This window comes from Neobacillus sp. SRL179, from assembly GCF_984799095.1.
In genome coordinates, this window is record NZ_OZ481792.1 from 653736 (window position 1) to 673097 (window position 19362).

18 protein-coding genes, 1 pseudogene and 2 riboswitches are annotated in these 19362 nt (G+C 39.8%); of the genes and pseudogenes, 12 read left to right on the plus strand and 7 right to left on the minus strand.

Annotated features, from left to right (window positions below):
- Positions 1 to 44 precede the first annotated feature (44 nt).
- Positions 45 to 1010 carry an RNA methyltransferase gene (locus AC4E8C_RS03220; RefSeq protein ID WP_490210203.1) on the minus strand — a complete coding sequence of 322 codons (966 nt, stop codon included), beginning with the start codon at positions 1008 to 1010 and terminating at the stop codon, positions 45 to 47.
- Positions 1011 to 1298: 288 nt separating this feature from the next.
- Here AC4E8C_RS03220 and AC4E8C_RS03225 point away from each other — a divergent pair, with 288 nt between their 5' ends.
- Complete coding sequence (locus tag AC4E8C_RS03225; RefSeq protein ID WP_490210205.1) at positions 1299 to 1751, plus strand: NUDIX hydrolase; 453 nt, start codon at positions 1299 to 1301, stop codon at positions 1749 to 1751.
- Positions 1752 to 1985: 234 nt separating this feature from the next.
- Positions 1986 to 2489: pseudogene (locus AC4E8C_RS03230) on the plus strand (PTS sugar transporter subunit IIA); the annotation flags it as partial.
- Between the two features lie 46 nt (positions 2490 to 2535).
- Here AC4E8C_RS03230 and AC4E8C_RS03235 read toward each other — a convergent pair.
- The 3 genes from AC4E8C_RS03235 to AC4E8C_RS03245 all read right to left on the minus strand — a co-directional run bounded on the left by AC4E8C_RS03235 (position 2536) and on the right by AC4E8C_RS03245 (position 4544).
- Positions 2536 to 2745 (minus strand): cation transporter, encoded by a 210-nt coding sequence (locus tag AC4E8C_RS03235; RefSeq protein WP_490210207.1) that lies wholly within the window; start codon positions 2743 to 2745, stop codon positions 2536 to 2538.
- A gap of 99 nt (positions 2746 to 2844) precedes the next feature.
- Complete coding sequence (locus AC4E8C_RS03240; protein ID WP_490210209.1) at positions 2845 to 3549, minus strand: DUF421 domain-containing protein; 705 nt, start codon at positions 3547 to 3549, stop codon at positions 2845 to 2847.
- Between the two features lie 86 nt (positions 3550 to 3635).
- Positions 3636 to 4544: a Gfo/Idh/MocA family protein gene (locus tag AC4E8C_RS03245; protein ID WP_490210211.1), complete on the minus strand. Its 909-nt coding sequence runs from the start codon at positions 4542 to 4544 to the stop codon at positions 3636 to 3638.
- A 221-nt stretch (positions 4545 to 4765) separates the two neighbouring features.
- Here AC4E8C_RS03245 and fabF point away from each other — a divergent pair, with 221 nt between their 5' ends.
- On the plus strand, positions 4766 to 6004 hold the full coding sequence (gene fabF, locus AC4E8C_RS03250) for a beta-ketoacyl-ACP synthase II (RefSeq protein WP_490210213.1): 1239 nt from the start codon (positions 4766 to 4768) through the stop codon (positions 6002 to 6004).
- Between the two features lie 67 nt (positions 6005 to 6071).
- Here the strand turns inward: fabF and AC4E8C_RS03255 are convergent, their stop codons facing one another.
- Entirely contained in the window at positions 6072 to 7247 is a 1176-nt protein-coding gene (locus AC4E8C_RS03255) for an MFS transporter (RefSeq protein ID WP_490210215.1), read from the minus strand.
- A gap of 275 nt (positions 7248 to 7522) precedes the next feature.
- Between AC4E8C_RS03255 and AC4E8C_RS03260 the strand changes: the two genes are divergently transcribed.
- Entirely contained in the window at positions 7523 to 8230 is a 708-nt protein-coding gene (locus AC4E8C_RS03260) for a DNA alkylation repair protein (protein ID WP_490210217.1), read from the plus strand.
- Positions 8231 to 8287: 57 nt separating this feature from the next.
- Here the strand turns inward: AC4E8C_RS03260 and AC4E8C_RS03265 are convergent, their stop codons facing one another.
- Positions 8288 to 9391 (minus strand): 5-methyltetrahydropteroyltriglutamate--homocysteine S-methyltransferase, encoded by a 1104-nt coding sequence (locus tag AC4E8C_RS03265; protein WP_490210219.1) that lies wholly within the window; start codon positions 9389 to 9391, stop codon positions 8288 to 8290.
- Between the two features lie 96 nt (positions 9392 to 9487).
- Positions 9488 to 9595, minus strand: a riboswitch (SAM riboswitch).
- A gap of 197 nt (positions 9596 to 9792) precedes the next feature.
- Between AC4E8C_RS03265 and trpB the strand changes: the two genes are divergently transcribed.
- The 7 genes from trpB to AC4E8C_RS03300 all read left to right on the plus strand — a co-directional run bounded on the left by trpB (position 9793) and on the right by AC4E8C_RS03300 (position 17164).
- On the plus strand, positions 9793 to 10962 hold the full coding sequence (gene trpB / locus AC4E8C_RS03270; RefSeq protein WP_490210221.1) for a tryptophan synthase subunit beta: 1170 nt from the start codon (positions 9793 to 9795) through the stop codon (positions 10960 to 10962).
- A gap of 162 nt (positions 10963 to 11124) precedes the next feature.
- Positions 11125 to 11202, plus strand: a riboswitch (ZMP/ZTP riboswitch).
- Between the two features lie 137 nt (positions 11203 to 11339).
- Positions 11340 to 12539: a phosphoglycerate dehydrogenase gene (locus tag AC4E8C_RS03275; RefSeq protein WP_490210223.1), complete on the plus strand. Its 1200-nt coding sequence runs from the start codon at positions 11340 to 11342 to the stop codon at positions 12537 to 12539.
- Positions 12540 to 12702: 163 nt separating this feature from the next.
- Entirely contained in the window at positions 12703 to 12840 is a 138-nt protein-coding gene (locus tag AC4E8C_RS03280) for a hypothetical protein (protein ID WP_490210225.1), read from the plus strand.
- Positions 12841 to 13277: 437 nt separating this feature from the next.
- On the plus strand, positions 13278 to 14777 hold the full coding sequence (locus AC4E8C_RS03285) for a malate:quinone oxidoreductase (protein WP_490210227.1): 1500 nt from the start codon (positions 13278 to 13280) through the stop codon (positions 14775 to 14777).
- A gap of 283 nt (positions 14778 to 15060) precedes the next feature.
- Positions 15061 to 15921 carry an alpha/beta hydrolase gene (locus AC4E8C_RS03290; protein WP_490210228.1) on the plus strand — a complete coding sequence of 287 codons (861 nt, stop codon included), beginning with the start codon at positions 15061 to 15063 and terminating at the stop codon, positions 15919 to 15921.
- Between the two features lie 25 nt (positions 15922 to 15946).
- On the plus strand, positions 15947 to 16387 hold the full coding sequence (locus AC4E8C_RS03295) for a YaiI/YqxD family protein (protein WP_490210230.1): 441 nt from the start codon (positions 15947 to 15949) through the stop codon (positions 16385 to 16387).
- A gap of 177 nt (positions 16388 to 16564) precedes the next feature.
- Positions 16565 to 17164 (plus strand): hypothetical protein, encoded by a 600-nt coding sequence (locus AC4E8C_RS03300; RefSeq protein WP_490210232.1) that lies wholly within the window; start codon positions 16565 to 16567, stop codon positions 17162 to 17164.
- 80 nt (positions 17165 to 17244) lie between these two features.
- Here AC4E8C_RS03300 and AC4E8C_RS03305 read toward each other — a convergent pair whose 3' ends face one another.
- Positions 17245 to 18432 carry an MFS transporter gene (locus tag AC4E8C_RS03305; RefSeq protein ID WP_490210233.1) on the minus strand — a complete coding sequence of 396 codons (1188 nt, stop codon included), beginning with the start codon at positions 18430 to 18432 and terminating at the stop codon, positions 17245 to 17247.
- Between the two features lie 80 nt (positions 18433 to 18512).
- Here AC4E8C_RS03305 and yeiL point away from each other — a divergent pair, with 80 nt between their 5' ends.
- The gene (gene yeiL / locus AC4E8C_RS03310) at positions 18513 to 19184 is read left to right on the plus strand and encodes a transcriptional regulator YeiL (RefSeq protein ID WP_490210234.1); all 672 of its coding nucleotides are present in this window, start codon (positions 18513 to 18515) and stop codon (positions 19182 to 19184) included.
- The last annotated feature ends 178 nt before the right edge of the window (positions 19185 to 19362 follow it).

Sequence of the window (19362 nt, forward strand, 5' to 3'; positions counted from 1 at the left end):
TCCTCTTTTCATAACGTAAATATTTGTTCAAAACTTATATAAAATCAATTACATACGATTACTTCTCGAATAAAAGATCCCTTTTTAGCGATTGCACGGTCAATAATCGAAAAGCCGGCTTGTTTAAGAATTTCATCTATTGATTCAACGGTAACTACGACCACTTTATTGGCAAATCTGCGTGCACTTTGGAGCATGTCCAATTGTTCTTCAGTGGAGATCACTGAGCACAAATTATAAGGCAAATCAATAATGGCTACATCATAGTGGTAGGTGATGTCACGAATATCAGCCGGTTTTATTTCACAGGTAAGCCCAAAGTGTATCATGTTTTCCCGTGCCCCAGGAAGGATCAGCTTATTTCGGTCACTTCCGATAATATCGATTCCCATTGAGCGGGCTTCAACTAGGACAGTTCCAATTCCACAACATGGGTCAATGGCTTTAATACCGTCCGGGTTTGGAATAGCGATATTTACCACTGCCCGGGCGACTCGTGTGTTCAGGGCTGTAGAGTACCCATTTGGTTTCTTTTGATGGTGGAACCAAACGGATTCACTCTTCACATATTCCCCAAATATCCAATTATGATTTACATACAAAACCGCAAACAATAGGTCAGGTTGATGTAAATCAGCTTTACCATTGATATGCAAACCAATTTCTCGCTCAATCGCACGTCTGTTTTCGAAAGGTTCTTTTTTGGTGCAGTCGTTGCTCTTCAAAAAAATCACCTTAAAGGTTGCCCCGTTTAGGTATAAAGATTCCACCAGCTCGTAAAGACCTTCAAGGCTATCCGCTTCATAGATGACACGAATCCGTTCCTTAATAAAAGGACTTCGCGACGGATCGATTTTTATGGAGCTTTCTATAACGTTGGAAGGCTGCACATCACCAAAAAAAGATCGAATTTCCAAAGCACACAAGGAGCGTTCATCCTCATGAAAGGCGTATGTGTATAGATAAGTCGGTAGTTTTTGAGCACTTTTATCCAATATATGTTCATTCATTAATGTATTTATTTATCTTCACCTCAAGCGTTATCTGTAAAAGACGTACACCACAATAATTTCTAAGGAACACTATCTGATTATTATACCAAGAAACCAGCCAATTTTAAAAACTTCCTTTAATTGGGTTCTTAATTGGGTGCCTGACACCGTTTCTCTTATTTTTATTTTGCTTATAATGATAACGGTTTGGATGTTGAATTTATTGATAAAATGTTTGTCGGAAGGAATTAAACTGCCTTTCACGTATGATAGAGGAAAGGATTCTGAAATTTTTGGAGGTACAAAATGGGGTATATTGAGGAAATAAGAGGAATAATTGGTACTAGGCCGCTAATATTAGTTGGTGCTGTAGTCGTTGTAATGGATGAGCAGGGGAAAATTCTCTTACAAAAAAGACCTGAAGGCGTCTGGGGGCTTCCTGGAGGACTATTAGAATTAGAGGAATCCGCTGAAGAAGCCGGAAGAAGAGAAGTTTTTGAAGAGACAGGAGTTGAAATTGGCAAGCTCCAATTAGTGGATGTACTTTCAGGAAAACAATATTTTCGAAAACTGCCAAATGGGGATGAGTTCTATCCAGTCACCATTGCTTATATCACCAAGGATATTAAGAATAGTACGATCAAGATAGATGGGAAAGAATCCATTGATGCGGGGTTCTTTCCTTTACAGGAATTACCGGATCATACTACTCCTTTGGTTAGAAAATTGATTCAACAATATAATAAAGAGATAAAATAGTATTATGAAGAAGTAGCGTTGTGGAGATTTCGTTTTTTGCGATCAATACTATAAAAGGATTGATAATCCGTTGGAAAGGTTTCCGAGGATTATAATGCGTTTGTATAGACAACTATACTTTTTCAATGATAATATTTTTTCTTATAAGAATGAATTAATTCTTGTTTAAAAGGAGTTGGAAAGAAAATGTTTGGTTTTTTTAAGCGAAAAGATAAAAATAATGCAAATCAATCAGTAGAGTCTAATGAAGATGTAAACGTTACAACTGAGGGAACAGAACAGGCAGCGTTAGGTGAACAAGATTTTGTTTTACCAATTGAGGGAGAAATTATTCCTATCACTGAGGTGGAAGATCAAGTTTTCTCGCAGAAAATGATGGGCGATGGATTTGCCGTAATCCCAGCAAATGGTTCAGTTGTTTCTCCGGTTGATGGAGAAATTTTGAATGTCTTCCCGACTAAACATGCAATTGGAATTAAATCCAAGCAAGGTTTGGAAATTCTCATTCATATTGGCATGGATACGGTCAATTTGAAAGGAGAGGGTTTCACTGTTCTTGTTGAAGAAGGCGAGAAAGTGACAAAAGGAAAGGAAATCTTGAAATTTGACCTTGATTTCATTAAAAAATCAGCTCCTTCCACGACTACACCAGTTATATTCACCAATGGAGAGACTGTTACCTTGAAAAAACAAGGATTCGCCAAACAAGGTGAGAGCGGGATCATAACAATATCATAATAGTAGAAATAGTGCCTGACACCCGGTGGGTGTCAGGCACTTTGTTTTATTCTTGGATGTTTAAACCGTGCTGTAAAACTCTTTCTTTAATTTTTTCAGGGGAAACTTGATTTTCATTATATTCAATTTTTACTTCACCATCATTGGTGTCTACAAGGGCTCTTTCAATGCCTTCCATTTGCGATAAAGTGGTTTCTAATGTTTGAATGGGTTGTTCGTTAACAGCTTCTTTCACATACAATGTTAAGGTTGCCATAATAATTTTCCTCCCGTGATTTATTTGAATTAAAAGCATAGCCAAAGATAGAAGAGGTATCCTGCCTTTTCCAACCTTTTGTGTCTCGCAATAAGGGGTTTATTTATAAAAAAAGACCTTAAGATGATCTTTTGTATCTACGGTAGCTAGCAGTACGTTGCGGACGTTAGTTTGGTACAACCGTTCTAAAGTGGAAATAACCCAGTCTTCATTCTTTTGAATTTGATGCAGCTCCTTCGAGATAATTTTACCCTCCTTAATAATGATCCTTGGTAATTCAAAAGGGTCTACTTCCATCTGGTAAGACGCTGGTGTAATCGGTTGGTATTTTGAATCTAAAAAGACGGAGATTTTCCCATCTGCTTCCCAAATGGCTAGGACTACTTTCTTCAAATCTTCTACTTTTTCTTCCCGTAATTCTTCTAACAAAACATCAATGGAAATTCTGGCTTTTTTTAACCCTTGATAGAGGATTTCTCCGTTTTGAACAATGGTGACTGGAGCATGATTGATTAGCTTTCTAAACCAGGGCCATTTAAGGTTCATCATAATACCGCTAAGATACAAAACAACCAATACAATAGTAGATACAACTGAACCCTTTAGCCCAATCCGCTCATCTGATAAAGGATGGGCAATAATATTTCCGATCACTAAAGCAATAACAAAATCCAGGAGCCTTAATTGGGAGATGGCCCGCTGGCCTAAAACTCTAGCAACAATCAACAGAAAGACAAAAACAACAACCGCCCGAAGAATCCACTCCATGATCGTAAGCATTTCCTGACCTTGGTGAAAATCCATGTAAGACACATCCTTCTCCCTAGAAAGCTATCACTTAGTTTAACACTGACCCTATCGTAATAAACATCGCAACATTAAAAAGGGTGTCAGGCACCATATTCAATGTGATTTACGATTCTTTCGCAGATTTCGTGGGTGATGACTGAATCATCTATGGATGGATGAGGGGTTTTACTATTTTGAACACAATCAATAAAATGATCGATGATTTGATTGAAGCCGCGTTTATAGAGGGTTGGTTCCCAGTCCCCGAATTTTGTAAGGCTAATTTCCTTGTTGTGAAAGTGAGTCGTTTCCACTAGATTATTGACGACATATTTATGATGACTGGTCGAATACTCAATGATTTCTTCCGTAACCCCGCTATTTCTATTCATGATACCAATTGACGTACAGCCATCTCCAATGAGCTGGATCACCAAATGATGGAGCAGTTCTCCCTTTTTAAGGTACTCTACCTTAACATCATGAACCTCTGAAGCCATTAGAAATCGGAGAGTGTCGACAACGTGGATAAAGTCCTCGACAACAAATCTTCTTGTATAGTCCGGAGTGGCAAAGCGGTTTTTTTGCATGATAATTAAACTAGGCTTACCATGTTCTTTTAACTCATTCACTCGCGGGATAAACCGTCTATTAAAACCCACCATAGCGATCTTGCCAGACTCTTTTGCAAGTTGTTGAATTTGCAGCGTTTCAGCAAAATTCATCGAAATGGGCTTATCAATGTAGACATTTATTCCGCTTTTTAATAAGGTCTTGGCTATTTCAAAATGGGCCTCAGTGGCAGTGCTCACAATGGCAGCATCGATGTTCATGGTGATCAGCTCATCGACAGTCTGAACCTTTTCGTGAATCCGATATTTTTTCGATAAGGTGTTGAGAGTGTCCATATTTCTTGTACAAAGTACTAGGTCAATCCCTTCCTTTTCTGAAAGAACAGGGAGGTAGGCCTTTTTAGCGATATCCCCCAAACCTATGATACCAATTTTCAATTAAATCACCCCGCAAGTATTTATAAAACCAATTCTAACAGCCGATTAAAGTTATTTTACAATGAATGTTTTCAGTTGGCGAACGAATGAGGCTTTGGAACCATAATCCCATTTGGGTTTGCCAACCACTTGGAAATGGTTAAAATAGAAGAGATAGCTTTAAAATCATCTAGTCAATTATTCGCAGATTTTTTTAAATAAATAGTGGGAGAGAGCATTATATGAAAAAAAGAGTAGTGATTACAGGTATTGGAGCCGTTACTCCTTTGGGGAATGATGCTCAAACAACATGGGAACAGATTAAAAACGGTGCGTCGGGTGTTGGTCCAGCTACTATATTTGATGTAGAGAAGGTCGATGTCAAGATTGCAGCTGAAGTAAAAGACTTTACCCCAGAAACCTTTATGGATAAAAAAGAAGCAAGAAGAATGGGGCGCTATAGCCAATTTGCTGTGGCTGCCAGCCAAATGGCGGTACAAGATGCAGGAATTAAAATCGGTGAGGACATCGCACCCGAACGTGTCGGGGTTTGGATTGGCTCAGGAATCGGCGGCTTAGGCGAGTTTGAAGAACAGCATAAGAAGTTTTTAGAAAAAGGACAAAGAAGGGTCAATCCGTTTACGATTCCAATGTTTATCCCAGATATGGCGGCAGGGCAGGTATCGATTGCACTTGGGGCAAAAGGGATTAACAATTGTTCCGTTACAGCATGTGCATCCGGGGCAAATTCCATTGGTGATGCCTTCCGCGTAATCCAAAAAGGGGATATTGATATGGTAGTGGCAGGCGGAACAGAGGCTACTATTACAGAGATGACGGTTGCAGGTTTTTCAAATATGACCGCTCTTTCAAAAAATCCCGATCTTACAACAGCCAGCCGTCCATTTGATAAGAATCGTGATGGGTTTGTCATTGGGGAAGGTGCAGGAATCGTCATATTAGAAGAGCTAGAGCACGCGTTAGCCCGCGGCGCTCACATTTATGGGGAGCTGATTGGATATGGTGCAACAGGTGATGCCCATCATATTACGACACCTGCACCGGAAGGAGAAGGGGCTCAGCGTGCGATGAAATTAGCATTAGAGGATGCCGGAATCTCCACCAATCAGGTGGACTATATCAATGCACATGGTACGTCCACCTATTATAATGATCTGTACGAAACGTTAGCCATTAAAGAAGTATTTAAAGAACATGCCTATCAACTGGCAGTGAGCTCTACCAAATCAATGACCGGACATTTGTTGGGGGCAACGGGTGCGATAGAGGCCATTTTTTCAGTGTTAGCCATACAGGATGGCATCATTCCCCCAACGATTAATTATGAAACACCAGATGAAGAACTTGATCTGGACTATGTTCCAAACGTGGCAAGGAAAAAAGACATTCAGGTCGTGCTGTCAAACTCATTGGGATTCGGCGGGCATAATGCGACGTTGATTTTTAAAAAGTATATTTAAGAGACATCAAAAATATTATAAAAAAAAGAATCCCGACGCCAAAGGGTCAGGATTCTTTTTTTGATTCTTATGCATGTTGCGAGATGGCATTCTTTTTCTTTGCCCAACTATAAGTTAGGAAGAAGCAGCCAATCAAAATAATCGCGCCGAACGTAAACGGTATAGACATATGCCAGTCAAATAGAGTTCCGGCTAGTGCCGGCCCTATCATATTGCCTAAACTCATATAGGAATTATTCATTCCCGCAGCATAACCTTGTTCATCGCCGGCAATTTTCGAAATTAAGGTATTAACTGCTGGGCGTATTAAGGTCGTCGCAGTCGAGAATAGAGTTGCAACTAATAGAATAATGAAAAAGCCGCTAACGTATAACATGCCATACATACTAAATGCCGCAAGAAGTAAAGCAAATAGAATAATTTTCATTTCTCCAAAGATCGCAAATAGTTTATTAAGTGCGAAGGCTTGAATGATTACACCGACAAAGCCGCCCACTGTCAGGACAATCGCAATACCATTTGGAGTAAAATGTTGTTTATACGTCAAAAACATGGACAGCGTTGATTGGAAGTTGGCAATCCCAAAAGAGAAAACAAACACAACAATTAATAAAACAAAATAGCTTGTTTTAAAGGAACGGGCCATTTGTTTAAATAAGTTCTCTCCCTTCCCTTGATCTTTCAAAACTGGTTTGATATAGGGGAGGATGACGAAAGATAAAATCCCAGCTATTACGGTAGCGGAACCGCCAAAGTAAAACGGAAAATGCAAGCTTACATTTGAGAGGAACCCGCCAATCCCAGGTCCAATCATAAATCCTAGTGAGATCGCAGCCCCAATCAAACCCATGGCTTTCCCACGTTCTTTAAGGGTGGTGATATCAGCCACATAGGCCATAACGGGTGGGACGATAAACGCTGAACCGATCCCCGTAAAGAATCTGCAGACATAAAGCATCCATAGCTCTGAGGATAACCCGAAGAAGATTTGGGAAATACCATTCACGAAAAGTCCGAAGACGATTAAATTTTTACGTCCATGCCGGTCAGATAAATTTCCCGCCATGGGAGAGAAAATAAACTGAGCAAAAGCAATAATAGCAATGATAAAGCCTAAAGCTTGTCCAGCGGCTCCAAAGGTTTTCAAATAGCTTGGCATAACAGGAATGATAAGTCCAACCGCGCTAAACGTAATAAACATATCAAACATTAATAAATACAATGGTAATTTATTTGATTTCATTCATGTCTCTCTTTCTGCATATATTTCGTAACCAAAAATAATTGTGTATGGATAAAGATTATACAACGGTTTAGGGGGTTAAACAATAAAAAGGTACCTGACACCCGCAGTGTATCATAAACCAGAATTTATTAAAACTGGAAAAATATTTGATATAATTCAAATAGATTCCTTTTTCTGGGGTTAAATAAACATATCATTAAGGGTAATATGAAGTTGTAAAAATAAATATAAAGTTCAAGACAATTTGTTTATAAAGAAGGAAGTGCTAAACGATGGATTTCGAAACGGTTATGCAGGAATTGGAAGCACTCGGAAAAGAACGAATGAAAAAGATTTACCTAAGCAATGGTGCACACGAGCCGCTTTTTGGGGTAGCTACAGGGGCAATGAAGCCACTTGCAAAGAAAATCAAGAAAAATCAGCCTTTAGCTGAGCAGCTTTACGCCACTGGGAACTACGATGCTATGTACTTTGCTGGTGTTATCGCGGATCCAAAGACAATGACAGAGGATGATTTTGAACGTTGGATTGAGGATGCTTATTTTTATATGCTGTCAGATTTTGTGGTGGCCGTAACTCTATCCGAAACCGATATTGCACAAGCGGTGGCTGATAAATGGATTGCAAGCGGGGAAGAACTTAAAATGTCGGCAGGCTGGAGCTGTTACTGCTGGCTTTTGGGTAATCGGCCGGACAGCGAATTTAGTGCAGACAAAATTGCCAGGATGCTAGATCAGGTAGAAAGTACGATTCAAGATTCACCTGAACGTACAAAATCTTCTATGAATAATTTTATTTACACAGTCGGGATTTCCTACGTGCCGCTCCATGAAAAGGCGGTTGAAACCGCAAAGGCAGTAGGTCCAGTCGAAATCAAGCGGGACAACAAGAAAAACAGTATACTGCTTGCTTCAGAAAATATCCAACAAGGAATAGATAAAGGAAGAATTGGTTTTAAACGCAAATATGTCAGGTGTTAGCAAGCATGGGGACGGTTCTTCTACACCATTTGGTGCAGAAGAACCGTCCCCCATGAACTAATTCCAAACATCCTGTGCAATGCTAATCACATGGCGTACTTTGTCCCATTGTTGTTCTTCTGTTAAGAGGTTTCCTTCTTCTGTGGAAGAGAAGCCGCATTGTGGGCTCAAGCAAAGTTGATCCAATGGAAGATATTGATTGGCTTCCTTTATTCTTGCTTTTATTTTTTCTGGATTCTCGAGGTCGCCGAATTTCGATGTAATTAATCCCAAGACAATTCGCAGGTCATTTCGCTTAACATGACGAAGGGGTTCAAAGCCGCCTGAACGTTCATCATCAAACTCTAGGAATAAGCCATCCACATTTAAACCGCCAAAAATGATTTCAGAGGCAAAATCATATCCGCCTGTTGAAGTATAAGTAGATTGGAAGTTTCCTCTGCAAATGTGCATCGTAATAACTAAATCTTCGGGTTTGTTCGCAATCGATTCATTAATCGCTCTAGCCAATGTTTGGGCTAAGTTGGCAGGCTCAAAACCATCCTTTTTTAATTTGTCTCTGCCTGTCTCTGAGAACAACGATGCCCATGAAGTATCATCTAATTGCAAGTAGCGGCAGCCGGCATCATAAAAGGCTTGAATCGCTTTTTGGTAGGCACGAATTAAATCATCTACAAATTCATCTTGATGTTCGTAAACATCACTAATTCCCTGACCACGGACAATTAACATATTAGGACTTGGGATCGTAAATTTCGCGACATGGTCACCGGCAATGCTGTGTAAGAATTTATAATCCTCTATCATTGGATGGTTACCGAAGTCAATTTTTCCTGTTACCTTGACCCCGTGTGCTCTCGTTTCCACTCCGTTAAATTGTAATCCTTTTTCTGTTTGGACAAACTCAACCCCTTCAAGTCCGCCGAGAAAATCAAAATGCCACCAAGCGCGTCTTAATTCTCCATCCGTTACGGCCTGTAAACCGACTTCTTTTTGTTTTTCTACCAGGCGGATTATCTCTTCATCTTCAATCTGACGTAACTGTTCGGCCGTAATTTCACCGTTTTGTTTTTGTAGTCTCGCTTTTTTCAATCGTTCCGGTCTTAAAAAACTTCCCACATGATCAGCTGTAAATGGTGCTTTCACTAATGTTTTAGTCAAGGTAATCCGCTCCTATTCTAGTAATTCATATTGAAAAAAATAAAAACCTCTTCTTAGATAAGAAGAGGTTTGATTATAAATAAAAGGTATACACTCTTCTTATCTTCAAGCTTACACATAAGCTTCTGGAATTAGCACAGTCCACATAATAAGGCTGTTGCTGAGGTATCGCAGGGCCAGTCCCTCCACCTCTCTGGATAAGATTTTGAAATATTAAATTAATGATTATCCTAAAGCTATTTTAAGAGAATGTCAATAAAAAAGTGGAAACGGGGGCAGCCGCACAAAATGACTTGCATAATAGTTTGCTTGAAAAGAACAACGTGTTAAAATATATTTGAAAATTCGGTTATTTTTTTGAGGCTAAACCAAAATATAGTTGAGAAGGAGACGAGAAGAGGATGGAAAGAACGAGTGTAGAGAGCAAAGGGTATTTTGGTGAGTTTGGAGGAAGTTTTGTTCCAGATGACTTGCAGATTGTCATGAACGAATTAGAGGAACAATTTTATCGGTATAAAGACGATCCGAAATTTATTGAGGAGTATAAATACTATTTAAAAGAATATATCGGGAGAGAAAATCCACTTACATTTGCCGAGAATTTAACGAAGCAAATTGGCGGAGCGAAAATTTACTTAAAACGGGAAGATTTAAATCATACAGGAGCCCACAAAATTAATAATGCGCTGGGACAAATCTTGTTAGCAAAACGAATGGGCATCAAGCGGATTATTGCGGAAACAGGAGCTGGGCAACACGGTGTGGCAACGGCAACAGCCTGTGCCATGTTTGGGATGGAATGTGTCATCTATATGGGCAAGTTAGATACCGAACGCCAGGCGCTGAATGTGTTCCGGATGGAATTGCTCGGAGCAAAGGTGATTCCGGTGTCAAAGGGGCAAGGGCGTCTAAAAGATGCAGTTGACGAAGCATTAGGAGACCTAGTCCAAAACTATAATAATACATTTTATCTATTAGGTTCTGCCGTCGGACCACATCCTTATCCAACCATGGTCAAACATTTTCAGGCGATTATAAGTGAAGAGTCCAAACGTCAGGTCCTTGAAAAAGAAGGAAAACTGCCAACTGCAGTGATTGCCTGTACGGGCGGTGGAAGTAATGCGATTGGTGCATTTGCCCACTATATTGATGAAAAAGATGTTCGGCTTATTGGGGTAGAACCAGCGGAAGCTCCGACCTTAAGTCAGGGTGTTTCAGCCGTCATCCATGGATTTAAGTGTTTGACGCTATTAGATGAAAATGGCGAGCCGCAGCCAACCTACTCAATTGCAGCCGGACTTGATTATCCAGGTGTGGGTCCTGAGCATAGCTACTTAAAAAACAGTGGCAGAGGAGAGTATGTAACCGTTACAGGGCAAGAGGCGTTAGAGGCATTCTTAATGCTAAGTAAGACAGAAGGAATTATACCGGCATTAGAAAGTTCTCATGCCGTTGCCTATGCTGTTAAACTAGCAAAAGAATTAACCCCGGATGATGTGTTGATTGTGAACTTATCAGGACGCGGAGATAAAGACGTGGAGCAGGTTTTCAAAATGTTGCAGGATAAATAAAAACGGAATTAGCGGTTCGTTAGAGGACGAATCGCTTTTAACTATTAACTGGCCCAGATAGTTGTTTTGAATATAAACGTTCCCTGGCCGTTGGTGTGATTTTATAATAAAATAATCTCTTGATAAATATCTGAAAATTTGATAAAGTAAAACAAATAAAAAAAGGCTATGTGTAACTGGCGAACACGGATCACCGTGAGGGAGCACATAGTGTCGGAGCCGTTCGCCTGGGCAAAGGTAAGGGAAAAACTCCTTACCTTTTTCTGCTATAGGAGGAGATAGTTCAGCTGCTTTTTAATGGTGTAGTAGATTTTAGCTTTGGATGACGGGATGGTACCTTTATTAACTTAAAACTATCAAAAAGAGGAGTAAATAAAATGAGCACACTAGTTTCAAACAAAGTGAATACTATTAAAACATTAAATAATATCGCAGAAAACGGGTTAAAGGTATTCAACAAAGAGCATTTTACCATCGATAATAACAGTGAAAATCCTGATGCGATCGTTGTGCGCAGTTTTAATATGCATTCACTAGAGTTCGGAAATAAATTAAAAGCGATCGCGCGCGCTGGGGCGGGTGTCAATAATATTCCAGTCGAAAAATGTACGGAACAAGGAATTGTTGTTTTTAATACACCGGGTGCTAATGCGAATGCAGTAAAAGAAATCGTATTAACCTCATTAATGGCTTCATCCCGTAACCTTTTTGCTGGTGTGGCTTGGACAAAGGCGTTAGTGGGTGAAGCAGAAGAAATACCCAAGCTTGTGGAAGCTGGGAAGAAACAATTTGTGGGGAAAGAGATTAAAGGAAAAACGCTCGGGGTCATCGGTTTAGGGGCAATCGGTGCGCTAGTCGCCAATGATGCACTTGACCTAGATATGGATGTCATTGGGTTTGATCCGTTCATCTCTGTTGATACCGCCTGGAACTTGTCTCGTAATGTACAGCGTGCAATGAGCCTTGAACAACTGTTTGCTGAATCTGATTATATTACGGTTCACGTGCCGTTAACGAATGATACACGCGGAATGTTTAACCAGAAAGCATTCAGCATCATGAAGCCGGGAACTCATATCTTGAATTTCTCTCGTGGGGAGTTAGTGAATGAAGTAGATATGGCGGTTGCACTTGAAGACGGAATCATTGGTAAGTACATTACAGACTTTCCAAATGAAAATGTGTTGAAAATGAAAAATACCATTTGCACACCGCATCTCGGCGCCTCCACAGTCGAATCTGAGGAGAATTGTGCCATTATGGCAGCCCGCCAGGTTAAAGAATTCTTAGAAACAGGAAATATCAAAAACTCGGTGAACTTTCCAAATGCCTCCCTGCCTTATACAGGAAAGCGCCGTGTAACTGTTTTTCACAAAAACGTTCCAAACATGGTGGGACAAATTACCTCAGCCATTTCAAGCTACCAATTGAACATCGCTGACATGGTGAACAGAAGCCGTGGTGAATACGCCTATACGATGATCGATATTGATAATAAAATAAATGGCGAAACCATTCCTGGTTTAGTAGAAAAAATCGGACAAATCGAAGGTATCGTTACATCACGTGTGATTTAAAGTGATACATGGGGACGGTTCTCTTGCTTCAAATGAAGCAAGAGAACCGTCTCTTTTTCTTTATGCGATGTATTTCTTACCTTTAATCCCCCTTTTTAATAAAAAATCGATTTTTAGCAGATAATTTATAGATGGCAATCAACTAGAGAAGGAGGACAGGGCGATGGAAAAAAGCAATGAAGATAAAGTCTTTTCAAATAAAAACCCAAAAGAGAGCCTAGAAATAAGTTCTACAGGCTATGGCTTGGAATCAGTCACCATTGATTCAAGAGAGGATAATGTAAAACAAAAACCAAAATGATACGTGGGGACAGTTCTCTTGCACTATGGAGCAGAAGAACCGTCCCCATGCATTTCCGCATCCTATCACCTTTTATTGAAAAAAATCGATGTTCCTGTGGATTTGCTTATGACTAATATTATAAAAGTAACGGAGAGCATTTCTACAATAAGTGGGGATGTCTTTTCTTTTTTTTTGTTTTTTGCAGAGATTCAAAAAAGAGGAATAGGGGATTATTAGTGGGGAGGTCAAAGTTTTTGTATGTTCATTAGAACTTTTGGAAGGACTTTTCACTTTATTACTAGCCTCAGATGGTTTATAATTATCTGAATAGTAGTAGATATTTTAATATATTAATAATTATAATAGTAAAATGATAGAATTTAAGACAGAAAAGGTGTGTTCCGAGCTGGTGCCTATATCTTTTTTGCCAATATAGGGGATAAGGAAGGGTTATAATGAGCAGCAGACAGAAAAAAACAGACGTGATCTTAATCGGGGCCGGAGTCATGAGTGCGACTTTGGGATCCTTACTAAAAGAGTTAGTCCCAGAATGGGAAATCAAAGTGTTTGAGAAACTTGCAAACGTAGGAGAGGAAAGCTCTAACGAATGGAATAATGCGGGCACGGGCCATTCAGCATTGTGCGAGCTTAACTATACCTCCGAAAAATCTGACGGATCGATAGATATTCGTAAAGCAATCAGTATTAATGAACAGTTTCAGCTTTCAAGACAGTTTTGGTCTTATCTTGTAAACAGCAATTTGATTCGTAATCCCCAGGACTTTATCATGCCAATTCCTCATATGAGTTTAGTACAAGGGGAAAAGAATGTCACTTTTTTAAAGAAACGTTTTAAAGCGCTGTCAAACCATCCTCTGTTTCAAGGAATGGAATATTCAGATGACCCTGACAAACTGAAGGAATGGATTCCGCTTATCATGGAAGGCCGGACATCGGATGAACCGATTGCAGCCACAAAAACCGACTCTGGAACGGATGTTAACTTTGGTGCGTTAACACGCATGTTGTTTGATCACTTAAAGGATATAAATGTTGAAATCAACTACAAGCATAGTGTGGAGGATATTAAACGTACTAGTGATGGTTTGTGGGAAGTGAAAGTTCATGATATCGATAACGGTAATGTTGAATACCATACTGCGCCATTCGTCTTTATCGGCGGAGGGGGCGGAAGTCTGCCATTACTGCAAAAAACCGGTATTCCTGAGTCAAAACATATTGGCGGGTTCCCGGTTAGCGGCCTATTTATGGTATGTAACAATCCCGAGGTTGTAGAGCGGCATCATGCAAAAGTATACGGTAAAGCAAAAGTTGGGGCACCTCCAATGTCTGTTCCTCATCTTGATACAAGATTTATCGATAACAAAAAAACCTTGCTGTTTGGACCGTTTGCCGGCTTCTCGCCAAAGTTTTTAAAAACCGGCTCAAACTTTGACTTAATTGGTTCGGTAAAACCGAATAACGTCTTAACCATGTTAGCGGCAGGCGTAAAAGAGCTATCTCTGACCAAATACTTAATTCAGCAAGTGCTGTTGTCGAATGAAAAGCGGATGGAAGAACTCCGCGAGTTTATACCGAACGCCAAACTCGAGGATTGGGATATCGTGACCGCAGGACAACGGGTACAAGTTATCAAAGATACGGCCAACGGAAAAGGAACGCTGCAATTTGGTACGGAAGTAGTGACGGCCTCCGATGGCTCGATTGCTGCTTTGCTCGGTGCTTCACCAGGTGCTTCTACAGCTGTTCACGTCATGTTGGAGGTCTTAAATAAATGCTTCCCACAACATATACAAGAGTGGGAACCAAAACTAAAAGAAATGATTCCTTCATATGGGGTGTCACTAACGGAACACCCAGAGTTAATACAAGAAATTCATACCTCCACCGACAAGGCACTTGGTCTAAGCGAAAAAGAGCTAGCCTACAGCTGAGTGGGTCTTGGGTGATACATGGGGACGGTTCTCCTGCTCTAAAAAGCGGGGGAACTGTTCTTTTTTTTATTTAAACTAAGATGGCTGCCTATTTAGAATCTCCCATAAATCAAATCAGCTAATATGGTGTCATTTCATGTCTAATTCATGACTTTTTGTTAACTGGAGATTATCATAGTAAAAAAACCCCCCATCATGGCGTGACACGAGTAACACCTAGCTTTATAATAAAATGAACTTAAACAACATTTTAATATTGTTTACAACTGGGGGTTTATATAGCATGGTAACGGAAGGGACATTTAATGGTGTCGATGGTGTTGAATTATTTTTTCAAGTGATCGAACCATTATCTGCTCCAAAAGCAGCAGTTATTTTAGTTCACGGACATGGCGACCATAGTGGGGGGCTGAAAAATCTTAGCACGAGCTTGGTCAATAAAGACTATATAGTTTATGCCTATGATTTGCGCGGACATGGAAAGAGCGCCGGTGACAGGGGATTTATTCGAACTTGGGATGAATTTAGAGGCGATTTGCACGAGTTTCGCAAACTCGTGACAATTGATCAACCTGAACTGCCTTTGTATATAGTAGGACATAGTATGGGCGGCTTGATGGCACTCGAGTATGTGTTAGATTATAGTGCAGGTATTTCAGGAATTAGTGTGATTTCCCCTGCTATTTCTTACCAGGTAACACCATTTGAGCAGTTTGGTATTACCATAATGGGCAAGGTCAAACCGAATTTTCGTATTAATAAATCAGCCAATCGATTGTTTATGAAAAGAAAATCAGACATGCATGTTAAATATTATAGTGACAAATTGCGCCATAATATTGTAACACCTGGTTTAGGAAGTGGATTGATTCAAGCTATTTCACGTGTGGAAAATCAGGCACAGTTGCTTAAACTGCCGTTTTTATTGCAATACGGACTTGACGATAAAATTACTCCGCCAACAAAGCTGCGACAATTTTTCCACCGAGTGGCTTCTAAGGATAAACAGCTATACGAGTACCCTTTAGTTAAACACCGCCCGTTTGATGGAGTGGAAAAAGAGAAGTTTTTGGGCGATTTGGCTGGCTGGTTAGACAAGCAGATTGATAAAAAACAAAAGCTGTATTATAGAGAGAGTGGCTAAACATTCTTTTTTAGGAGAGATTATTTTGAAAATCTATGTGGATGCAGATGCTTGTCCAGTAAAAGATATAATTATTTCTGAAGGAAGAAGTGCGGGAATTCCCATTACTCTTGTGACAAGCTTTTCTCACTTTTCAACGGCAGAACAACCATCTGAAGTGGAAACCATTTATGTGGATGATGGAGCAGATGCTGCAGATTATCGGATTATGAAATTAGCTCATGCAGGCGATATCATTGTGACGCAAGACTATGGCCTTGCATCGCTAGGGTTAGCCAAAGGCTGTATAGTCCTTCACCATAAAGGGTTTACGTATACAAATGAAAACATTGATCAATTATTACAAACTCGGTATTTAAGTGCAATGGCTCGAAAAGGCGGTAAGCGAACAAAGGGACCAAAGCCTTTTACAGAAGAAGATCGGGAGGAATTTAGGCAGCTTTTTAAACAAGTTCTTTCTCGGTGAAGCAAGGGGACGACGGTTCTCTTGTTTTTTTGTGGCCAAAAAGTCCAGCGTCCGTCCGAAAGGAATGATCTTTCTCTATGCCGCTGCCACTTTTTTACTGTAATAGAAAGGATTATTGAAACGCAATAGCGAATTTTTTGATAGACATATAACGAAGACTTGTAGGTGGAGGATTTTATGATTTGGTTTTTGCTAATTATCACTATAATATTTGCATTTCTAATGGGATTTTATCAAGTTCCGATATGGATCATGTACAGTGTGATTGTTATTATCTTTATTTTTCTTTTAAGTCAAAGCCCGATGTTATTCGGAAGAGACACCGAAAAGATAATGACTTCTTTAAAAAAGTCGAAAAGGCCGTTTATGATTTTTCTTTATCACTTTCTACAGTATGACTTGTCAGAAGCGGAAAGTGCAATGGAGGAAATCCGCTCCGAGAAAGTAAAAAGGAGCGCGGAAGTGATGCTGCTCATGGGGCAAAAACAATTCGGAAAAGCAAAAGAATTAGTAAGGCAAATGAGCGAGAATAAAACTAAATGGTATGCCGCAGCGTATATCGCTATGAATGAAGGTGATTCAGTGGCCTTTAAGCAAAATAAAGAGAAGATAAAAGATCCCTTCCTGTTAAAAACACTAGATGTGGATCAAGCCGTTTATGAGGGCAAAAAGGAAGAAGCGGTCGCAATGCTTGATGCGATGATTCCTAAACTTAAAGGCTATAGATTACTGTCTGCTTTCCAGTTTCGCAAGCACATTCAGGAGGGAAGGATCTGACTGCACATCCTGCCACCATTTCCATCGTGTAAGAAGGAATAAAGGTGCCTGACACCTAGTCAGAGCACCTTTATTTTGTTTTATAGATTAGTTACTAATTTAGTAGTTTTGGTTTCCTTTTTATATTCCAGTTTCCGGAAAATGAGTGCAAGCAGCATGGATGGGATGGTGCAGATAATCATCCCAATAAAGGCGTATCTTGGTTCTATTTCATATAAATACCCGCCTAAAAATGTGAACACCGCTGTGCTCCAGCTAAGCGCCAAGGCTGAATACATGCCTTGAGCATTCGGAATTTGGGCAGGGGGAAGATTCTTGGTTAAATATTTCATAAACGCATAGTGCCCCATTGCAAATGAGCAAGCATGCAATGTCTGCGAGATACTGAAACCAATGACATTCGGAAAGAAAAATACTAGTACCCAACGCACTGTAGAACCAATTGCGGAAATTGTCAGTAACGAGCCAGCTGAAAACTTGTGAAAGTACCGGTCAGCCATGAAAAAGAAAATGATCTCGGCAAATACGGCAATATTAAGAATCATACCGATTAGGTATTCAGGTGCATGGATTTCTTGTAAAAATATATAGCCATAACTGTAATAAGAAGCATGCGCCGCCTGTAGAAAAATCACGATAACCAACACTAAACCAAAGTGTTTGGCGCGAAATAATTGCAGCATGCCGTCTTTTTTCCTTTTTCCTAATATCGGTTTTTCCATCAGTACCGTTGGAGCGGGCATAAAACTAAGACCTAGCAAGATCAGCGTCCCAAGCAGCAACGCCCATAAAATTACTCCATCACCAAATGCCCCGGTAAAGACTGTTATAAGCATACCAGATATGACAAATGCGATCGACCCCCACGAGCGGCTCTTTCCGTAATCTCTTAATAGTTTGTTTTGCATAAGGACACCAGCGGTGCTGTCTAGTACGGGCATTAATGTTGGATAGAAAATATTCAAAATCAAGTTTGCTGCAAGTAAACTGGCAAAAGAATCAGCTGGTATACAAGACAGAATGGCCAAAACCGAGCCAATTGCCATCCCATTTAATAAAGCTTTATTGCTAAATTTCCGTGAAAAATAAGGAAAGATAAATAAAGTAGATAGGCCGCGGATCACAAGACCTAAACTCATGATTAGACTGGCTTGTGAGACTGTAATTCCTTTGGTATGAATCATCCACCCCGTCCAAAAGGGAAGAAAAATGCCCCACGTGAAATAAAAACTAAAAAACTGTCCGCCCATCCAGCGTTGTGAATTCATTCAGATTCCCCCTAATGGTTGCATGATATCATGGGGATTTATACAATAATATGAGATATCTCATATTTTGAGGGTGGATTATGAAAATTTATAAAAATGAAAAAAAACGGCGCTATTTGGAGGAATATTCGATTAGCCATTTATTTTCTTTTTCAATTGAGGAGTATGTACAAGTCCATGAATACGAACGTGATGAATGGATTATTCAAGAGGGCATGCGCCCAGATTACTTATTTTTTGTCATTGAGGGAAAAGCAAAGATTTATGTCACTCATCAGAACGGAAAGGTGTCCTTAATCAACTTTATTAAGGCGAATGATTTTATCGGGGAAATGGAATTGTTAAATCAGGTTTACTATACGAAGGGGATTCAGACGACCACTAAAACCATTTGTTTTGCTATTCCATTTCACAGCTGCCGGACTCAATTGCTGGAGGATGCTTTATTTCTGCGGGAATTGGCCTTATTTTTAAGTATAAAATCAACACAAATAGTTGCCAAATATACGCAAAGTCTCTCTTTTCCGCTCGAAAACAGGCTGGCGGATTTTATTCTGCAAACAGCGGATGGAGAGTTCTATAAGGAAAAACATGTGACAGTTTGTGACTTTTTAGGCGTGTCCTATCGCCATCTATTATTTGTGCTGGCTCAATTTTGCGATAAAGGCTATCTACAAAAAGAAGGACATCACTATCGATTACTAAAGCACGACGAACTATATGGACTTGCCAGGGTGCTGATGAATGAGTAGGTAAAAGAGATGGTGAATTAAAAAAGTACTCTTTACGATAGGGGGACATTACCATAAGTGAATGAGGCTTATATTATAGAATAATATTTCAAAATTGTGTAAAATTAATATCAGTTATTCAAGCAACTATGTAAAAAAAGATACGTGATTTCTATTCTGCTTTAAAGGTATAGAATCC